Genomic DNA, 18,261 nt, shown 5'->3' with positions numbered 1-18,261 from the left:
ACGTGGACCGCTCTTCCCCTGCCCTGCAGGCTGCGGGCACCGGCACGGGCGGGCGGCCCGTGTCCCATGGCGTGTACCGCAGCGCGGAACACGGAGCCGGAAGCAGTGACGGCAGACCGGCGGGCCACCGGCGGCGCAAGGGCGGCCAGGGCGGACGCCCACCCGGCTTCGGCTGAGAGGCGTATCCGCACAACCCTCTCGGGGGGCACTGCTCCGAGCCCGGAGTGCCCCCCGTGTCAGTGGCCGCTGGCAGGATGCGCTGCATGGCCTCAGCTACCGCAGCCGATTACGGCTGGATACGTTCGTCATCCTCGCCCTTCAGGTACGCGCTGGAGGTCGGGTACACCCTGACCTTGGTGCGGGGAGTGTCGCCTGCGCAGTTGCTCGGCATGGCGGGGGCCGAGCAGGGGGTGTGTGCCAGGGGTTCAACGAACTGATCGAGCAGCACCAGGAGCTCATCTACGAGTCCGACGGCGGGGAGGAGTTCATCCTCGCGGGAGCGTGCACCGTTGGGGGCCGAGGAGGGGACTGGACCCTCGCCCTGGTGCTCGGCGGTGATCTCGGTTCGCTTCGCTTGATGGAAGCCCTGTCCTCCGGGACCCGTGCCGTCTCTCATTCGAGTAACGGGGGGAAGCCCATGGACTTCTTCCACCTTGCTTTTGGGCAGGGTGCCTGGTCCTTTGGGGCCGGGGTGAATGCCCGCTCCCGTGTGGCGGTGCGGGGGAAGCCGAATCGCCGTCAGGGCGATTCGGCGTTGCGGAAGTGTGGTGCTGAGGCCCACTTCAAGCAGTTGGTGGTGACGGCGGGTGGAGGGCTCTGTGGCCCGGGGTTGCCCTGGAAGGCAGGGTGTGTCGGTCACTCTCACAGGTGATGTTGATCGAAGGCGCGCGCGGGAGAGGAACGGGGTGGCCAAAGGTTGTCCCGCAATTGATCCCGGGCCCCTCAGTGTCGGTGGAGTGGTTGGGCGTTGGCGTCCGCCCTTCGGACCAGGGGTGGCCTGCGGGAACGCATTCTTGCCATGATCGCCTGGTGGACGATGACCAGCGCATACACCCCTCGAAGGTGGCCGACGACCGTGCGTCGCTCACCTCGTTCCTCGACTACCAGCGGGCCACCCTGGCCATGAAGTGCGCGGGTCTGACCGGCGAACAGCTGAAGCAGAAGGCGATCCCGACCTCAGGACTCACGCTCCTGGGCCTGGTGCGCCACGCGGCCTCCGTCGAGCGGAGCTGGTTCCGCTTCATCGTGAACGCGGAGGAGGTCAAGACGCCTTGGCCCGGCGAGGTCGACGGCACGTTCGCCGAGTTCCATGTGGAGGACGCCGACGTTGGCGAGGCGTTCGGAGTCTGGCGCGAGGAGTGCGCCCGTGCCCGCGCCGTCGCTTCTTCCTTCGATTCCCTCGACGACACCGTCAACTTCCGCGGCGAGACCATCTCACTCCGCTACGTCCTCACCCACATGATCGAGGAGTATGCGCGTCACAACGGCCACGCCGACCTACTGCGCGAAGCGATCGACGGAGCCGTCGGCGAGTAGATAGGGGAGCGATACGGCTCGGCGAGCACCACGAGATGATCACATCATGGTTGCTGTGATCACTGCGTCGGAGCCCTCTTGGATAGCCCCGTTCACTGGGGTGAGCCCGCGCTGCTTCTCCAAGTTGGTGACTGCACTGCGGCGCGAGGGAGCCGACTCGGTGCGGCGGGGCCGGCCCTGGAGCCTGCCGCTGGAGGACCGGGTGCTGCTGGTCGCGGCGTACCGGCGCACGAACTTGACGCTGCGCCAGCTCGCTCCGCTGTTCGGTATCTCGAAGTCGGCGGCCGACCGGATCATCGACCAGCTTGGGCCCGTCGTTCACCGACGACACTTCAGTGTCACCCGGCGTGCCGCGTCTGGCCGCTGGTACGGCGGCTCGTGCCGGCCGTCCCGGAAGAACCCGGGACGGTCCGGTGGCGTGTGCCGTGCCGCCGGTGTCGACGGCGCTGTCACCCGATGGGGCCTGCCGACGGCGTTCACAGTGCCGGTGCCGGTGCCGGTGCCGCGGCCGAGCGGAGGGGCGGCCGAGCGGAGAGGCGGCCGACTGCTGCGGCGGGTCGGGGCGCTCGGGTTACCTGTCGGCGGGCGCCGGCAGCAGACCGTCGGCGACGAGTCCGCTGAAGACCGCCTCGCCCAGGGCATGGACGGCGGACTGCGGCCGGACCATGACGGTGAATTCCTTGATCCGGCCGTCGTCGTCGAAGTGCAGCAGGTCGATGCCGTGTATCTCCCTGCCGTTGACGGTGGCCCGGAAGACCAGGACCGCCGAGGAGGCGGTGGTGCCGTCGGTGCTCGTCTCGGCGGTGCCCGCGTAGTTGCCGACGTAGCGGAAGTCCTCGAAGGTGCGCAGGAGAACCCCGAAGAGGCCCAGGACCATCGGCTTGCCCTCGAAGGGCCTGAACTTAACCGGGCTGTAGAAGCGGATGTCATCGGTGAACAGACCGTCCAGGGCCGCGAGGTCGCGGCTTTCGACGGCGCTGCGGAAGCTGTCGGCCGGGGTCACGATTCCTCCTGATACTCATGAATATGAATAGTCAGAACGATGAGTATCATGGGGAGCGAGCCCATGGGTAGAGGGAGGAGGCGATCCGATGGCGCTGCGGCACGCCGTACTGGCCGCCCTGCTGGACGAGGAGCTCAGTGGGTACCAGCTGGCCAAGGCGTTCGACCTCGGGGTGGCGAACTTCTGGCACGCCCAGCCGCAGCAGCTGTACGCAGAGCTGACCCGGCTGGAGAAGAACGGGCTGATCGCGGGCCGAGAGGTGGTCCAGGACACCCGCCCCAACAAGCGCCTCTTCACGGTCACCGAGGTCGGACTGGCGGAACTGGAGCACTTCACCACCACAGAGGCCAAGCCCACCTTCGTGCGCGACGATCTGCTCGTGAAGGTCCAGGCCGCCGACCACATCGACACGGCGACACTGATCGGGCAGCTCACCGAGCGCGCCGCCTTCGCCAAGGCCAAGATCGACCTGTTCGCCAAGCTGCTGCAGAGCATGCGCGGAGAGCGCACGGAAGAGGACTTCCTGCGCCATGGCGAGCGCATCGGCCCCTACCTGACCTGCTTGCGTGGCCTGGCCTTCGAACAAGGCAACCATGACTGGTGCCAGCGCACGATTGCCGTCCTGCGCGAGAGGCAAGGCGCCCACCCTCAGGGCTGACGCACGCTCTCCAGCCGTCGTCGGGAAGTCGCCCACGGCGGGGAGAGGCGCGTCCCCGCTCCGGTATTCCGCTATTCCGACATGCCGGTGACCCGCCCGGCACGGCAGCCGGGCGTCGCTCTGCAACCCGCATACGATCACATCCATGGGCGAGAATCGGCGGCTGACGTCCTCGCGCTTCATGCCTGCGGTGGTGATCTCGCTCATCGTCGCGGTCCTGGCCGGGCTCTTCGTCGGCGCCTACTCCTGGGCGATGGCAAATCCCGTACCGCATCGCATCCCTGTTGCGGTGACGGGAGGGTCGGTCAAGGGCGAACGGTTCGTCGGCGCGCTGGAGAACACGCTCCGCACATCGCTGGCCCTCCACCCGTACCCCGATTACGCCACAGCGCGCGCCGCGGTCGACGCGCAACGGGAGTTCGCGATTCTTCAGCGCCGTCCGGCCGGGGTGGACGTCGACGTGGCGAGCGCGGCGGGTGCGTCGGTCGCCCGGGTCCTGGCCCAGGGCGCCGCGGCGGTCGGCCGGACGCTCGGCATTCCCGTGCAGGTCAGGGATGTCAAGCCCCTTCCCGAAACGGACCCCCAGGGGCTCGCGGTCTTCTACATCACCCTGGGGGCGACCATCCTCGGTTTCGTCGGCGCCATCCAGCTCGGTGTGCATGCCCTGGCGCTGCGCCCCGCCGAACGGATCGCCGTCACCGCGGGCTATGCCATGCTGGGCGGCCTGTCCATCTGCGCCATGACCGACTGGGTGCTCGGCGTGGTGCGGCTGCCCTTCCCCCAGTCGTGGGGAATCTGCGCGTTCACCATGTTCACCGCCGGCATGATCTTCACCGCGTTCCACACCTTGCTGGGCCGCTGGGCGCTGGTGCCGACGTGGGTGCTGCTGGTCCTCCTCGGCAACCCCTCCTCGGGGGGCGCGGTCGCCTGGCCGCTGCTCCCTCCGGCTCTGGGCTTTGTGGGGCGGTTCCTGCCGCCGGGCGCGTCGGTGAGTGCCCAGCGCAACGCCATCTATTTCCCTGACCACCAGCACATCGAGCCCTATGTGGTGCTCGCCGCGTGGTGCCTGGCCGCCACGTCGGTCTTCCTCGGGTGGCGTGCACGACACCCGAGCGGCCGCGAGACGGCACCGGCCTCCGCGCCCGGTGCGGGGTAAGGGCCGACCGACGGAGCGCCGTCACCGTCCGAAGATCCCCGGCGCCGACATGGACGGAAGCCGGTCCAAGGGGGGCGTCCAGCGCCTTGCTCGCTTCATCCGCGAAACGGTTGACCGAGCGAGAGAGCACCGCAGCCTTCACGGGTGTGGCGCTCGATGTACTCGGCCAGGGGACTCGGGGCCGATCCACGAGCGAGGTTCCAGGTCACCGGGTTGTTGTCGACTACTTGCAGCTACTTGCAGCGCGCTGAGCACCGCGTCCGCCGGCCGCCCTTTGGACCCGTCGAGGACCGGTTCCATCCCGAATTCGAACTCGCGGCTCCGATCAGGGGCAGCAGTCGCGCGCCCGACGGCGAAGGCGCCTACGGGCCCTTCGTGGGGCCCCCACCACGACCACGTAAGCCCGGGGAGCCGGCGTGCCTGGGCACCCTCGTGAACCATCGGGCCGGGTGCCGCGTCATCCTGGTACGCGGCCCGTGCCGGGTGGCGCTGGGCGAGGGAGAGCAGGTGGACAGATGACGGCACGTGACGTGTTCTGAAGGCCGTGATCAGGGCGTCTTCCTTGTGTTGTGCACGGGAAGACCGCCGCCGACCGGCGGGGCGGCAGAAGAGGGGCACTGGGGCTGACGACGAGGCGATCTATGAAGCAGGACTCGTGCTCGTCCCCGGCGACGGAGGGGCCTCGATCACAGACTTCCTGCTCCGCGTTTCAGGGGAGACCGCATGCTTTCGGTCCTTGGGGCCTGTCCGGCGTCTTGTCGCGGTCGAGGGGTCCGGGACGCCCGTCTGCGACCAGCGGTGTCGGGGCTGGTGGCATCAGGCGCTGGGTAGCCGCAGGGCCGGGTTGCAGTCGACAGCTGCCCGTTCGAGCAGCCGGTGCTGCCCGGGAGTACCTGGCGGCGGGGGGAGTGCGTCGTGTAGGAAGTTGATGATTCCATGTCATCGGAGGAGCTTCCTTGTACAGCCATGAACGGGCCAAGACAAGCGGGGCCGAGAGGCCCGGGCGTTCACCCCACCGGTCCGGGCCGGCCTTTCCCGGACAGCTGCAGGGCCTGCTCGGCCTTCAGCGGGCGGTCGGCAACGCGGCGGTCGTACAGCTGCTCCGTCAGTCAGGGCACTCATGGGCTCAGCCCGAGCAGCACCAGCACTCCGCCGGCTGCGGTCACCGGGGGGAGCCGCCCGCCGTGCGGCGCTCCGCCGTCCACGACGTGCTGAGCACCAGCGGCAGCCCGCTCGACCAGGCCACCCGCACGGACATGGAGGCCCGGCTCGGCGCGGACTTCTCCGACGTCCGGATTCACCAGGGCGGCGCGGCCCGCGCCTCCGCCGCCGAGGTCGGCGCTCGCGCCTACACCAGCGGGAACCATGTGGTCATCGGTGAGGGCGGCAGCGACAAGCACACCTTGGCCCATGAACTCACCCACGTCATTCAGCAACGTCAGGGCCCGGTCGCAGGGACCGACAACGGCCGGGGGCTTTCCGTCAGCAGCCCCAGCGACCGTTTCGAACGCGAAGCAGAAGCCAATGCGACGCGGGTGATGCGGAGCAGTGCGTCGCTTCCGAAGCAGACTGCGGCACCCGCCGAAAGCGGCGGCGGCCCGGTTGAGGGCGCGATCCAGCGCCGGGTGAGCCTCAGGGATGCGCAGAATCCGCAGAACACTCGGGAGTTGAGCGACGAGCAGAGCGTTCGGGAATTCCTCGAACAGCACGGTGTCTCGATACTCGAATCCACCAAAACCCGTATGGGCGCGTCCCTCGGTGTCACGGCGGCGGTTCGCGTGGAGTTGAAAGCTGGTGGTGTGATCCGAGACTTCATAGCCGCTGAAAAGGATCTTGTCTACGAGGACAGCAAGGCTGGCGCGGAGGAGCTGGTCGACGCCATCTGCGATCGAGTCATCAGATCCTTCGCGGAGTCACACGGGCAGTCCGCTCCCTCCATTCCGAGCGCGATGCTGCGGCAGATGAACCAGCAGCAGTCGGGTGGCGGCAATCCCGGACCGTCCCCGGGCGGTCCGGGGCACAGGCCCCTCGCCAACATGCTGTCGCAGTGGGCCCGGCAGGGGATGGCCGAACACGCGGCGGAGAGTTCGTTCTTGACCGGGCTGAGGAAGGGAGCCGAGTCGGCTGTCACCGGTCGTACCGACGCGCTCACCATGCCTGTGCCGAGCTCGGAGAGCGTATCGGAAGGGACACGTTGGGCTGCCTGGGTCGCGCTCGAAGGTGAAGAGAAGGTGCGCCGGACAGTGGAGCAGGCCGCACAGCAGGTGAGTCCGGAGGAGGGCCAGAGGCTTCTGGCTCAATTCGATGAAACGCTGAAGGAGAAGAAGAAGGAAATGGCAGGGACCGTCGTCGGCTCTGCGGTGACGAGTGGGCTGATCGGCCAGGCTGCGAATGCCATCCCGAACCCTGGCATCAAGCTGGCGGCCAAGCTTACTTCGACGATCCTCGGAGGTCTGGCGACGGCCAAGCAAGTCGGCGACGGCGCGGACGCCGTCAAGAAGATCGAAGAGGTCAGCCCCCAGACCTACAAGACACTCCTGAATGCTCGTGACGAGGCTCTGAGCCGGGCCGCCGATGAGTACTTGGTGAAGAGCAGGGAGAATACGATGGAGCAGCTGATGAACTCCGGCAACTTCCAGTGATCCCCTGTACCCATGGCAGGCACCGCCCCCGCTCGTTCGCGGGGGCGGTGCCTGCTTCATCGTGTGCGGAGGCGAGCTGAGATCCGTGCTGAGGGCTGTCCCGTAATCCCCAGACGTCGGCGCTGGCCATCGCGCCAGTGCAGCCAGAACGGTTGCGACGCGATCCCCATCACCTGCGGATCAGAGTCCAGCAGGATCAGCCGGTCCCGCTCCAGCCACGACCCGTACCCGACGTGCTCACCCGTCGTCGCGCAGAAGTACCAGCCCGCGAAGCTCTCCCCGTCCTTGGGCCAGCGGAAACGGCCGCACCGGCTCCACCCGCTCGAAACGAACACCCCAGCACGAGGTGAGAGACCGCCGAACCTGTACCCCGCCCTCCAGAAACCCCAGGTCAAACGCCCCGAGAGCCGGATTCGCGTACGCATCCGCGAGCTGCCCCCACCGCCACCCCTGCCAACCAGCGCGTCGCGCCACTCAAACTTCGGTGGCACTAAACGCTCACATCGCCTCGCTGGAAGGGTGGCCTGGGCTGCGGCACCGCCGACTGGCTGGACGACCACGGTCGGCGCACCGAGTTCCATCCACTCGACGCCGTCGCAGCCCACTACGGCCGGCCCACGGACAACCCGTCCGGCACCGGCTTCGTCACGGCAGTGCGCGCCCCGCACGCTAGGTGTGTTGATCACGAGCGTTGTCAACACCAGCCGGGCTTGATCATGGCGAAGACCTCCGGTGCGGTGAAGGCGTCGAGTCTTCACCGCACCGGAGGTCTTCGTGTCCCACCGTCATGCCCGGCTGACCGTGCACGGCAGGCGACTGCTCGTCGAACGTGTCTGCGCTGGCCGTCCGGTCGCGCATGTGGCGGCGAGACGGGCGTCTCGCGCGCCACGGCCCATCAGTGGATCCGCCGCTGGCGGGCAGAAGGCGGGCAAGGGCTGCACGGCCGGCTCAGTCGCCCCGGACGACACCACGCCACACCGCACTGCTGCCGCCCGCTGTCCATCATCCTCACCCCGGGCAGGCCGCGGACGGCCCGCGCTTCATCCCGGTCCTCGAGAAGATCAAGGTCGTGTCGCGGTCGGTCGATCCCCGCGTCCTAACGAACGAGCCGGCGTCCACCGCACGGCGGTCGCGTAGGCGTTCCTTCCGCACCGCGGCACGCGGCCCCGGACGTTTCGTCTCCGGGTACCCGTCCCGCAGTCGGCACGGCGAGGTCCGGGTCAGTGGTCGTCGGTGATGGTGGTGGCGATGCCGTTCACCACGACCACCTTCGCGGACACACCGCCTCCCTTGGCGGCCGCCTCCAGTTCCTCTTCGGTGCACTGGGTGCCACCCTGGCCGCCCTCCTCGCCGTTGGCGTCGCCGCAGATGTCGCCCCAGCCCCAGATCTTGGTGTCCTCGGCGAGGAGGAACTGCTGCTCGGTGCCCTTCAGGTCCGACACCGTGTACTTGCCCGGCGCCAGGTAGGTCACGGTGCCCAACCAGGTGCCGGAAACGCCCTTGCCCTTGTTGATGCCGTCGATGGTCGAGTTCGAGCTGTTGGCGTCCCTGTCCTTGGCAGAGGTGCTCTCATCCGGTGCCGGGCGCTCGGTGACCTTGACGGCAGCGCCGTATTTCATGATCACGTCTGCGGCGATGGATCCCTTCTTCAGCGCCTTGTCCAAGTCGTCAGCCGTGCAGGGTGTGTTGGCCGCGGGGTTGTACTTGCCGCAGATGGTGCCCGCGCCGTAGATCTTGGTGTCCTCGGCGACGAAGAACTGCTGCTCCTTGCCGCCTGCCTTGACGATGTGCTTGCCGGGTGCGAGGTATTCCACCGTGCCGCCCGTGAAGGTCCCGCTGACCCCCTTGGGCTTGTTCGACGTGGACTTCGCCGCTGCCGCCGTCGCCTCCGCCGACGCCGCGGGAGCATCGGTCTTCGCCGAGGAGCGGACGCCCGTGGCGTTGTCCTGGCAGGCGGTCAGCAGCGTGGTGCCGGCGAGGAACGCGGCGGCGACGAGTAAGGACCTCGTGTGGAGGGTGGAAGCCATGGTCGGATGTCCCCGTTTCTTGGAATTCGTGCATGAGTTCATGGAAAGGGCCGGTGGCGGATGCCCGGTGCCCTGTGGTGCTCGGTTGTTGTGACCACGATGCAGGAGGGGAGCGGGCCGAGGGGAGGAAGAACGTCGACCCGTGATGGCCCTGTCACCGTCCCCGGACACTGCAACGCCTGTTCACCAGTCGGCCTGTGGAGCGCAACCGACGTCCCCGATCACCATCAGGGGCATCGGTGCGGATGGCCGCGGGCTCACCGCTGGGCGGGCCGGTAGGCGTCGTTGACGTCCACCGGGCTGCCACCGCCCGCGGTGCCGCCGCCGGGGATGTGGATCGTGCCGCCTACGGCCACGGCCGCCGTACCGTGGCGCGGCACCGGCATCGGGGTGAGTCGTCGCCAGCGGTCGTGGACGGTGTCGTACGCCTCGGTCTCGGCGAAGACTGCGTCCGCGCCGGCACCGTCGTGTTTGCCCTCGCCGCCGAAAGTGTAGATCTTCGTGCCCACGGCCGCGGTGGCGATGCCGCCGCGGGCGGTCGGCATCGAGGCGCGTTCGAACCACCGGTGGGAGCGCAGGTCGAGGGCGTAGACGGTGTCGCGCACGTTGGTCTGCCCCCGGTCCCGGCCGCCGAGTACGTAGAGCGTCGTGCCGACGACGGCCCCGCCGACGTGGTCGCGGGCTTGCGGCAGGCTCGGCAGCGCCTCCCACCGGCCGGTTGTGACGTCATACGACGACACCGTGTCCATGGTGTCCTGGAGGCCGCCGGGGCCCGGCACCAAGGTGCGCATGCCGCCCGCGAGGTAGATCCTCGATCCGTGCACGCCCATCGCGGCGCTGCCCCGCGCGATGCCGGCGGGCATCGACGGCAGCCGTGCCCACCGGTCGGTACGCGGGTCGTAGACGAAGCTGTCGCGCAGGGACTGCCATGAGGCCCCGCCGGACAGCCCGCCGAGGACGTAGATCCTGCCGCCGACTGCCGCCACGTTGGCGTGATTCATGGCCACGGGCAGCGGTGCCGCGTCCGACCAGGTGTCACGTCGCGTGTCGTAGACCTCCACCCGGCCGGTGGTGACGAACCCGACGGCCGGGTCGGTGATGATGCCGCCGATGACGTAGACCTTGGCGCCGACCGCGGCCACGCCGTGTTCCTGCCGGGGCCCGCCCGCGATCGGGGCCAGCGGCCGCCATCCCGTGCCGTACGACGGCTCGGCCGCGGTCGGTACCGCGCCGGGCGGCGCCGGGTGGTCCTGGTGAGCATGCGCCCGCCCGGTCGGGGCCGCCGCCAGGACGGCACCCAGGAACAGCACGGTCCGCCGTTTCATGGCGGCTCCTTCCAGACCCGGACGATCGATTGCGGCCGTCATCAGGGCACCAGGACGAGCTTGCCGGTGACCGCGCCCGCCGCGACGATCTCGTGGGCCTTGACCGCCTCGGCCAGCGGCAGCACCTGGTCGACGTGGACGGTGAGCCGTCCGGCTTGGACGAGGGCCGTCAGCCGCGCCAGGTCGGGCGCGGACGGGTACACGAAGGTGACGGCGTGCCGGATGCCCAGCTCGGTGATCAGTTCCGGGGTGACCCCGGTGTCCTGGGGATAGGCACTGACCAACACACCGCCAGGGGCGACGATGCGGGCGGAGCGTGCACCGTACTCGCCTCCGACCAGGTCGAACACCGCATCGACGTTGCCGACCTCGGTGAAGTCCCGGGTGCGGTAGTCGACCGGCTCGTCCGCCCCCAGGCGGCGCAGCAGGTCGTGCTTGCCCGCGCTGGCCGTGGCGATCACATGGGCGCCCAGGGCCTTGGCGATCTGCACGGCGAGATGGCCGACCCCGCCGGCGGCGCGGTGCACCAGCACCCGCTGTCCGGGCTGGAGGTGCGCTAGGCCGACGAGACTCTGCCAGGCGGTCAGTCCGGCCATCGGCAGACCTGCCGCCTGCTCGACGGTGAGACCGGCGGGCTTGCTGACGATCTCGTTGACCGAGGCGAGGACGTAGTCGGCATAGGTGTTGCCCGCCCCCGGAAGGGCCAGCATGCCCATGACCTCGTCACCAGCGACGAAGGCGGACACGCCGGGACCGGCGGTCTCCACGGTGCCGGCGATGTCCCAGCCGACGGTGAACGGCGGCTCGCCGAGCATCGGCAGGGCACCGGAGCGCACATGGGCGTCGACCGGATTGACACCGACCGCTCCGGTCCTGATCAGCACCTGTCCGTAGCCCGGTTCCGGGCAGGCGGCCTCGACGAGTTCCAACACGGCCGGGTCGCCGACGGCGTGCTGGGTGACGACACGCATAACTGTCTCCTGACGAAGAAGGGGGTTGTAACTTTTTTGCCATTGATCAATGACTGTCTGTGACTGACGCTGTAAACCCCGGGCGGTCTGCAGGTGTTGCGCGACGGCACGGTGGACGCCGGGAGGAACGGACCGACCAGGGGCCGGTGGTCTGGCGCGGCGGCGCGCCGCGGTACGGGTTACTTACCGCGTGGTGGGCTCATGCGTCAGGAAAGCTCCGAGTTCAGGCAGATTCACCCGTTCAGTATTTCGGTGCCCGGCAGAGGCAGCCAGGGGGACATGCCCCCTGGCTGCGCACAGCGGCGAGCGCCCGGCCCGATGAGGGAGCTGAGCCGCTGCTGTGCCGAACCCGCGTTCTCGTCGAGTCGTATGCCGTTCGGCCCAGATGCAGCGGGTTCCGGAAGTACTGCACGTACAAGTCCGGCGTGAAAGTGCTGAGCACGATGGCCGGTTGGTCGGTCATGCCGGCGAAGGTGTGCGGGGCTCCGGGCGGATCATCACGAGCGTGCCCGCGGTCGTGTCGTAAGGTCCTCTGTCCGACCGTGAACCGCACCGCGCCCGAGATGACATGGAAACTCTCGGCGTGCTGGGCGTGCCGGTGCTGCGGTGGTCCGTCCGTATGCGGGGCGAGGATCGTCTCGCCGATCCCGAGACGGTGCCCGGTGGGCTGCCGTCCTCGAGAACGCGCAACTGCGTGGTCCCCGGGAGGATCGTCTCACCCTCACCCGGACCGACCACCGATACGGCGGGGTCGGCCACCGGTTCACCGGTCATCGGTTCGTTTGTCATGCTCCGATTCCACCGCCCGGCAACTCGGCTGTCCAAGACCGAGTGGGTGGTGCCGATACCGCACCGGTATCGTGGCCGGTCATGGAACTGCGCACGCTGCGCTATTTCGTAGCCGTCGCCGAGGAACTCCACTTCGGCCGGGCCGCCGCCCGGCTGCACATGAGCCAGCCGCCGCTGAGCCGGGCGATCAAGCGGCTGGAGACCGAAGTCGGCGCCGCGTTGTTTCACCGCTCTGCCGCCGGCGTCACGCTCACCCGGGTCGGGGCGGTACTGCTCGAGGAGGCGCGTACCCTGCTCGCTCAGGCAGACCGGGTACGCGTACGCGTGGCCGCGGCGGCCGGCGCGGCCACTCTCACCGTCGGCATCCTGGTCGACAGCACCGACCCGGGCGCGACGCGGCTGGCCGCCGCCTACCGCCGGCGGCACCCGGGCGTCGAGGTCCGCATCCGCGAGACCGACCTGACCGATCCGACCTGCGGGCTGCGCGCCGGACTGGTCGACGTGGCCCTGACCCGCGGGCCGTTCGACGAGACAGGCCTGGCGGTGCTCGAGTTGCGGGCCGACCCGGTGGGTGCGGTGCTGCGCGCCGACGATCCGCTGGCCCGTCGCGACCGCCTGAGGCTGGCCGACCTGGCCGGCCGACGCTGGTTCCGGTTCCCGGAGGACACCGACCCGATCTGGCAGTCGTACTGGAACGGCGGCGAGACCCGCGAGGGTCCGGTGGTGCGCGCTGTCCAGGAGTGCCTGCAGGCCGTGCTCTGGAACGGCACGGTCGGGATGACCCCGCTGGGACACGACCAACCCGGGGAGCTGGTCGTGGTACCGCTGAGCGACATGGCGCCGAGCCGCGTGGTGGCGGCGTGGAACGAGGGCGACGCGAACCCGCTGATCCGGTCGTTCGTCCGGATTGCGACGGCCGCCTACCGCGTCTGAGTGCCTCCGGCCGGCACCGAGGACCACACGCCCGTGTCACAGCCGTACACGCACTCCTTGGGGGTGACGGGCCCGGGCACAAGAGGGTGCGCCGGGTTCGTCGGGTTCAGGTTCGGCGGGGTGACCGAACCGGCATCCGGGTGAGCGGGTCCCGGCAGCGGCCGCCGTCCCCGCCGGATCCGACGGGGACGGAGCTGCCGGCAAGGGCGTACCACCGTCGGCTCCGGCGGACGCGTGTCACAGGACTGTGACAACGCAACCCGACTGGCGGTTCCCCTCTCTTGCAGTGCGGGCTGACAGCCCCCGTCGCCCGTCACACCTGTCGAGAAGACAATCGCTGTGCCCGAGACGTCCACTTCTGTGATCCGGCGCCTTCACCCCGAGCGTGCGCCTGGCGGAACATCCCGGGCATGGGCAGCGTTGCGTGGCCTCGCCCTCATCCCGGCGACCAGGACTGGCAACGACATGCGGTGCGTGGGGTGGCATGCGGAACGCGTGCCGTGGGTCAGCGGACCGGGCGTTCAAGACCGGCGGGCGGTGGCGTCGGATGCCATGTGGTGGATGTCCGTTGATCTCGCCGCACATCGCCGGCTGACGGACACCGGCCCACGGATGCCGGGCGTGGGCCGGTGTCCCTGTCCTGTGGCTCAGCTCGCGTTCGACGGGCCGAAGAACTCGATCTCGGCGATGGCCACCTGCTTGCTCGCGGAGGTCTGGTAGGCGGACTCGAGGGTGAAGCGGATTGCGGTCACATCGCCGACGCGGAAGGCACGACGCTGGCCGCCCGCGCCCTGGTCGAGGGTGAGTTCACGCGTCGTGGTCTTGCCGTCGGCCGTCGTGACGCGGGCCTCGACGCGGTGCGGGAGGGCCGACTGGGAGAGCTGGTCGGGACGGGTCGACATCCCCGGCGTGATGATCAGGTCGAGGAGCCGGGTGGGCTGGTCGAAGCGGGTCTCGATCCACTGGCCCTGACCGGACTGGGAAACCCCCGGACCCCACCAGGTGTTGTTGAGCTTGTCGAAGGCCAGCTCGGGCTTGTGGCCCGGGTAGGAGCGCGACGCGGTGACCTTGTCCGGGGCAACCGGGGCCCGCTTGGCGAAGTGGTCGCGGGTCGCCTGGACGCCCTTGGGGATGTTGACGGCCAGCACGATCAGCAGGGTCAGCACGATCGCCGCGCCGAGCCAGGCCAGGACGCGGTCGAAGGTGCGGCGCAGCCGCGGGCGGTCGCCGGCCCACGGGGCCTCGCGGTTGCCGGATCCCCACAGCCGACGCCACCACGGCAGGCGCGAGGGGGAGCGACCCTCTCCGGCCATGGGCATCGCGCACCGGGCGCAGTAGTGCCGCTCGGGCCGGTTCCGCGTGGCACACCAGGGGCACGGGATCCCGCCGTCCGCGCCGAGTTCCTCACCCGGGACCCGGACGACCTGCGGGCGCTGAGGAGCCGGGCGGCCGGGCAGCACCGGGGCGACGGAGGGGGATGCCGCCGGGCGGGGATCCGGGTCGGAGACGGGCACGAGGAGTTGGCGGGCACGGTCGGTCAGTCCGTCCGGGTCTTGGGGAGCCGACGCAGGGCCCGGGGCCGGGAGGGGTTCGGTAGCGGCGGTCTCGTCGACGCCTACGGATGCGGCGGGACGGGAGACAGCGGGCGGCACGGCCGTGTCGGGAACCTCGGGTGAAGCGGCGACGCCGACGGCCCTCCCGCTGTGGTCGTCCGCGTCGGCGGGCGCGGCCGGGGCCCGTTCCGGGCCGTCGCCGGAGGCAGCCGGGGCCGCCCCGGACTCCCCGGTCGACGTGGCCGAACCCGGCAGGCCCCGCGGCGTGCGCGCCAGGCCCGCACCGTTGTCCCGGCGGGAGGACGCGTCCCGGCCGGGGTCCGAGTCGGCCGGAGCGCCGGAGCCGGCAGCGGTGGCCGCGGGGTCGGCGGACGAGCCGCCGGAGGAGACGGCCGGGGCGGCGGATGCCGAGGCACGAACGGGGGCGGCCGGTCCGGCCGATGACGCGGCGGGGGACGTCTGCCCCGAACCCTCGTCGGCGGATGCGCCGGGCCGAGTCGCCACGGCGTTTCCCGAGCCGCCCGCCGGTGCCTCACCGGAACGCACCCCGGACCCGCCGGCCGGTGCCCCGGCCGTCGCCCGGTCCGTCCAGCCGAGCACCGCCCCGCAGGCGTCGCAGAACGACTGTCCCGGTTCCGCGCGGGCGCCGCACTCGGCGCAGCTGTGGGTGGTCGTCATTTCTCCGGGGTCCTTTCGGCGGGTCGGGCGGGCTCCGCGGCGGTCACCTGGACCGTGTACGGCATGTGGGCGGGACGTGCGGCGGCCACCAGGGTGTCCAGGCGATGCCGGTCGGCGGGGGTCGGGTCGGGCAGCCGCAGATGGACGTGCAGCCGGGGGCGCGGTTCGCCGGGGACCGCGCCGAGCGGACGGGTACTCCAGGCGGCGCCCCCGCTCTCGCTGATCTCCGGTTCCACGCCGAAGGCCAGCCGCACCGCCTCCGCCAGCCCGCGCCGGGTGCCGCGGATGCGGTGCAGATGCGCCGCGGTGGCCACGGCGGCGCGCAGCAGCGGTTCGGGTTCGCTGCCGTCCAGCTCCGCGCCGACCCAACCCCCCAGCCACCGGGCGAAGTCGAGCGGGGCGAGGGACGGCCGGAAGTAGGTGTCGAGGCAGTCCAGCACATTGTGGATCGGCGCGATCACCTCGTCGAGCCCGGCGACGAACCGCTGGGCCAGATCGTCGTCGGCGAACACGGCCGGCAGCATCATGCCGATCGGCGCGGAGGAGCCGAGACCGTCGATGGAACCTCTCATCAGGAGCCGTCCCCGATCACCCGGACACGATGGTCGAACGAGAACACCAGCGACGGCGGCGACAGGTCGATGCGGTCGGTCCCCTCTCCCCGCTTCCCGGTCAGCGGGTCGGCGGGATGCAGGACCACGTGGTCGACCAGCTCCACTCCCGGCACGCGCTGCAGCACCGCGAACACCTCACCGGCCTGCACGGGCCGTCCGAACGGCCAGCCGGTGCCGTCCGCCCCGCCGGTCAGCGGATCGAGGTGCCGGTAGAGCGCGTCGTGCGCCTGCCGCCGCACCCGGTCGGTGTCGGCACCCCGGAAGGCGTGCACCGTGGCCACCACCGTCACGCCCTGGTAGTACGGCGGCCCGACCGCCAGCCGCGTCCCGATCAGCCGGCGTTCGCCCAGGTGCCGCGTGATGCGGTCCAACAGGGTGTTGCCGGGGACCAGTTGCTCGAAGCGCAGCCGCCCGCCCGGGTCCGGGACCGCCTGCGGGACGACCAGGACCCGTACCGCGTACGCCCCGTGCTCGCCCTCCTCGCCCTCCAGACAGGTGATGCGCGCCGTCTCGGGGGCGGCGCGGCGGGCCAGTTCCTCGTAGTCGCGCAGGGTCACCGCCCGCTCCTGGGCGCGCAGGGTGATCGGCGCCCGGACCTTCGCCTCCTCCACCGTCTCCCCGTCGACCCCGCCGCGTGCGGCCTCCCGGTTGGCGACCTCGGAGACGTACGGGAGGGAGGTGCGCAGGATCTGCACGGCACCCCGGGCCACATTGCCCGCGCGGCCGCCGCCGGTGCGATAGCGGCGGGCGCGGATCGGGGCACCCTTGGGAGCGACCGCCCCGTACTGGCGCAGGGAGCCGTCGGGTTCGCGCACGGCCGGGCCGAAGGCGATCTCGCCGGTCGTGGCGTCGACGGTGATGTGCCGGTCGTGCGGACCGGAGGCCGCGAAGTGCGGCACGACCTGCCAGTCCACCCACCCGTCGTGCTCGGCGGTCTGCAGCAGCACCGGCGGGTCGTCGCCGACCACGGGCGCGTGCGCGAGCCGCAGCCGTTGCCCGGGCAGCCCGGTGGACTCGCCGAGCGCCTCGTCGTACACCGTCTCCGCGTGGACGGCGGAGGTGGTGCCTCCGACGGTGAAGGCCTCCGCGGCCCGGACGGTGGGGGAGGTGGTGTAGAAGGGCTGGCCGGGGAGGGGTTCGGTGACCCGGCAGCGGATCCAGCCCGCCTCCTGGCCGGCGTTGCGGGACAGGACGTGCCCGCCGGGGACGTGCAGGACCACCTCGCCCGGGCGGTTCAGGCCGCCCGTGCCGTCCCGGTCGACCTCGCAGCGCTGCCAGCCGTCCGCGGTCCATGCCTCCCACACCAGCGGCGGCTGCCGCGGGTCCACACCGACACCGTCCACCCGGCTGTCCAGGTCCACAGCGAGTGCGCAGTGCGGCACGGCCGCGCTCAGGCCGAGCAGCATGCAGTCGCCGGGGGCGGGGGACTCCGAGAAGCACAGCAGATCCTTGTCCTCCTCGGCGAGGTCGTGCGTCCGCTCCACCGCCGCCTCGCCCCGGTGCTGCACCAGCAGATGACGCAACTCGCACGGCACCACCGTCAGTTCACGCTCGGTGGCGAAGACGACCGCCTCCTCGCTCTCGGTGCGCATGGTGGCGACCTCGGTGCCGACCGGCACGGATATCGGCTCCTCCTGCGGCGCTGACAGCCAGAACGTCACGTCCGTGCGGGCGGCGGACGGCGGGAACAGGGTGATCCCCACCAGGTCCAGGAAGGCCAGGTGGTTCTTCTCCGGCACCCGGTTGAGCCGGTAGACGATCTGGTCGGCCATGTGGGCGACCGTCTCGACGAGGGTCACGCCGGGGTCGGAGACGTTGTGGTCGGTCCACTCCGGGGCGCGCTGCTGGATGTAGCGCTTGGCGTCGTCGACGAACTGCTGGAAGCGGCGATCGTCGAGGTTGGGGGAGGGCAGGGCCATCAGCGGTCGCTTTCCGGAGCCGGGGAGGTGCCGTCCGGCTCGTCGTGGGACGGAATGACATAGAACGGGAAGACCAGGCTGCGTGGGTTGTTGGTGCCGCGGATCGAGTAGCGGACGTCGATGTACAGCACGCTCTGGCCGGCGCCGGCCGTGACCTCGACGTCGTCGACCTCGATGCGCGGCTCCCAGCGGTCCAGGCTGGCGTACACCTCGTGCTGGATGCGGCCCGCGGTCTGCTCGTTGACCGGCGCGAACACCAGGTCGTGGATCGCGCAGCCGAAGTCCGGTCGCATCGGTCGCTCGCCCGGCGCGGTGGACAGCACCAGCCGGATCGCCTCCTCGACCTCCCGCTCCCCGCTGACCAGGGCGATCCCGCCGGTCGGCCCGATGCGCAGCGGAAACGACCAGCCGGAGCCGACGAACTGCTCGGCCATCAGAACCACACCCCGCCTTCCTG

Annotated in this window: 13 protein-coding genes and 5 pseudogenes; 8 read left to right on the top strand and 10 right to left on the bottom strand. The window is 70.5% G+C overall.

Translation table 11 applies throughout. The features are described from left to right. Positions 1–254 precede the first annotated feature (254 nt). The 3 genes and pseudogenes from ABZ876_RS28320 to ABZ876_RS28310 form a co-directional block, all read left to right on the top strand. Positions 255–871 (top strand): annotated as a pseudogene (locus ABZ876_RS28320) (DUF6461 domain-containing protein). Between the two features lie 158 nt (positions 872–1,029). Beyond that, complete coding sequence (locus ABZ876_RS28315; RefSeq protein WP_361787034.1) at positions 1,030–1,536, top strand: DinB family protein; 507 nt, start codon at positions 1,030–1,032, stop codon at positions 1,534–1,536. 46 nt (positions 1,537–1,582) lie between these two features. Beyond that, a pseudogene (locus ABZ876_RS28310) lies at positions 1,583–1,855 on the top strand (transposase family protein); the annotation flags it as partial. A 252-nt stretch (positions 1,856–2,107) separates the two neighbouring features. On the opposite strand, the gene ABZ876_RS28305 reads toward ABZ876_RS28310, so the two are convergent. Next, on the bottom strand, positions 2,108–2,539 hold the full coding sequence (locus tag ABZ876_RS28305; RefSeq protein WP_361787031.1) for a nuclear transport factor 2 family protein: 432 nt from the start codon (positions 2,537–2,539) through the stop codon (positions 2,108–2,110). An 88-nt stretch (positions 2,540–2,627) separates the two neighbouring features. Between ABZ876_RS28305 and ABZ876_RS28300 the strand changes: the two genes are divergently transcribed. The 3 genes from ABZ876_RS28300 to ABZ876_RS28290 all read left to right on the top strand — a co-directional run bounded on the left by ABZ876_RS28300 (position 2,628) and on the right by ABZ876_RS28290 (position 6,995). Continuing rightward, the gene (locus ABZ876_RS28300) at positions 2,628–3,197 is read left to right on the top strand and encodes a PadR family transcriptional regulator (protein ID WP_361787028.1); all 570 of its coding nucleotides are present in this window, start codon (positions 2,628–2,630) and stop codon (positions 3,195–3,197) included. A gap of 145 nt (positions 3,198–3,342) precedes the next feature. Next, positions 3,343–4,353, top strand: coding sequence for an ABC transporter permease (locus tag ABZ876_RS28295; RefSeq protein WP_361787025.1), 1,011 nt, complete (start codon positions 3,343–3,345; stop codon positions 4,351–4,353). A 1,184-nt stretch (positions 4,354–5,537) separates the two neighbouring features. Continuing rightward, positions 5,538–6,995 (top strand): DUF4157 domain-containing protein, encoded by a 1,458-nt coding sequence (locus ABZ876_RS28290; RefSeq protein ID WP_361787022.1) that lies wholly within the window; start codon positions 5,538–5,540, stop codon positions 6,993–6,995. 113 nt (positions 6,996–7,108) lie between these two features. Here ABZ876_RS28290 and ABZ876_RS28285 read toward each other — a convergent pair. Continuing rightward, a pseudogene (locus ABZ876_RS28285) lies at positions 7,109–7,385 on the bottom strand (TnsA-like heteromeric transposase endonuclease subunit); the annotation flags it as partial. Positions 7,386–7,769: 384 nt separating this feature from the next. Between ABZ876_RS28285 and ABZ876_RS28280 the strand changes: the two are divergent. Then, positions 7,770–7,954 (top strand): annotated as a pseudogene (locus ABZ876_RS28280) (leucine zipper domain-containing protein); the annotation flags it as partial. Positions 7,955–8,215: 261 nt separating this feature from the next. Here the strand turns inward: ABZ876_RS28280 and ABZ876_RS28275 are convergent. From ABZ876_RS28275 to ABZ876_RS28260, 4 genes and pseudogenes are all read right to left on the bottom strand, one after another. Continuing rightward, on the bottom strand, positions 8,216–9,022 hold the full coding sequence (locus ABZ876_RS28275; protein WP_361787019.1) for a hypothetical protein: 807 nt from the start codon (positions 9,020–9,022) through the stop codon (positions 8,216–8,218). A gap of 257 nt (positions 9,023–9,279) precedes the next feature. Beyond that, the gene (locus ABZ876_RS28270; RefSeq protein ID WP_361787016.1) at positions 9,280–10,347 is read right to left on the bottom strand and encodes a kelch repeat-containing protein; all 1,068 of its coding nucleotides are present in this window, start codon (positions 10,345–10,347) and stop codon (positions 9,280–9,282) included. A 41-nt stretch (positions 10,348–10,388) separates the two neighbouring features. Beyond that, positions 10,389–11,318: an NADP-dependent oxidoreductase gene (locus ABZ876_RS28265; protein ID WP_361787013.1), complete on the bottom strand. Its 930-nt coding sequence runs from the start codon at positions 11,316–11,318 to the stop codon at positions 10,389–10,391. 394 nt (positions 11,319–11,712) lie between these two features. Next, positions 11,713–12,107: pseudogene (locus ABZ876_RS28260) on the bottom strand (cupin domain-containing protein); the annotation flags it as partial. 81 nt (positions 12,108–12,188) lie between these two features. Here ABZ876_RS28260 and ABZ876_RS28255 point away from each other — a divergent pair. Continuing rightward, positions 12,189–13,040: a LysR substrate-binding domain-containing protein gene (locus ABZ876_RS28255; protein WP_361787010.1), complete on the top strand. Its 852-nt coding sequence runs from the start codon at positions 12,189–12,191 to the stop codon at positions 13,038–13,040. Between the two features lie 647 nt (positions 13,041–13,687). Here ABZ876_RS28255 and ABZ876_RS28250 read toward each other — a convergent pair. From ABZ876_RS28250 to ABZ876_RS28235, 4 genes are read right to left on the bottom strand one after another with little or no spacing between them, the layout of a single operon-like run. Then, on the bottom strand, positions 13,688–15,271 hold the full coding sequence (locus tag ABZ876_RS28250) for a zinc ribbon domain-containing protein (RefSeq protein WP_361787007.1): 1,584 nt from the start codon (positions 15,269–15,271) through the stop codon (positions 13,688–13,690). Next, positions 15,268–15,843 carry a phage tail protein gene (locus ABZ876_RS28245; protein ID WP_361787004.1) on the bottom strand — a complete coding sequence of 192 codons (576 nt, stop codon included), beginning with the start codon at positions 15,841–15,843 and terminating at the stop codon, positions 15,268–15,270. Before ABZ876_RS28245 ends, ABZ876_RS28250 begins: the two co-directional genes overlap by 4 nt. Further along, entirely contained in the window at positions 15,843–17,804 is a 1,962-nt protein-coding gene (locus tag ABZ876_RS28240; RefSeq protein WP_361787001.1) for a putative baseplate assembly protein, read from the bottom strand. The genes ABZ876_RS28245 and ABZ876_RS28240 overlap by 1 nt, the downstream gene beginning before the upstream one ends. Beyond that, a complete protein-coding gene (locus ABZ876_RS28235; RefSeq protein ID WP_361786998.1) occupies positions 17,804–18,238 on the bottom strand; it encodes a GPW/gp25 family protein in 435 nt (144 codons plus the stop codon). Before ABZ876_RS28235 ends, ABZ876_RS28240 begins: the two co-directional genes overlap by 1 nt. Between the last annotated feature and the right edge of the window lie 23 nt (positions 18,239–18,261).

It is taken from the genome of Streptomyces sp. NPDC046931 (assembly GCF_040644655.1).
Lineage (GTDB): Bacteria > Actinomycetota > Actinomycetes > Streptomycetales > Streptomycetaceae > Streptomyces.
The sequence above is the reverse complement of the archived record's forward strand: the minus strand, read 5'-3'. Positions and strand labels throughout refer to the sequence as shown.

Coding starts and splice junctions, on each gene's coding strand:
- ABZ876_RS28300 (WP_361787028.1), top strand. CDS start 2,628: ATGGCGCTGCGGCACGCCGTACTGGCCGCCCTGCTGGACGAGGAGCTC.
- ABZ876_RS28295 (WP_361787025.1), top strand. CDS start 3,343: ATGGGCGAGAATCGGCGGCTGACGTCCTCGCGCTTCATGCCTGCGGTG.
- ABZ876_RS28275 (WP_361787019.1), bottom strand. CDS start 9,022: ATGGCTTCCACCCTCCACACGAGGTCCTTACTCGTCGCCGCCGCGTTC.
- ABZ876_RS28270 (WP_361787016.1), bottom strand. CDS start 10,347: ATGAAACGGCGGACCGTGCTGTTCCTGGGTGCCGTCCTGGCGGCGGCC.
- ABZ876_RS28265 (WP_361787013.1), bottom strand. CDS start 11,318: ATGCGTGTCGTCACCCAGCACGCCGTCGGCGACCCGGCCGTGTTGGAA.
- ABZ876_RS28255 (WP_361787010.1), top strand. CDS start 12,189: ATGGAACTGCGCACGCTGCGCTATTTCGTAGCCGTCGCCGAGGAACTC.
- ABZ876_RS28250 (WP_361787007.1), bottom strand. CDS start 15,271: ATGACGACCACCCACAGCTGCGCCGAGTGCGGCGCCCGCGCGGAACCG.
- ABZ876_RS28245 (WP_361787004.1), bottom strand. CDS start 15,843: ATGAGAGGTTCCATCGACGGTCTCGGCTCCTCCGCGCCGATCGGCATG.
- ABZ876_RS28240 (WP_361787001.1), bottom strand. CDS start 17,804: ATGGCCCTGCCCTCCCCCAACCTCGACGATCGCCGCTTCCAGCAGTTC.
- ABZ876_RS28235 (WP_361786998.1), bottom strand. CDS start 18,238: ATGGCCGAGCAGTTCGTCGGCTCCGGCTGGTCGTTTCCGCTGCGCATC.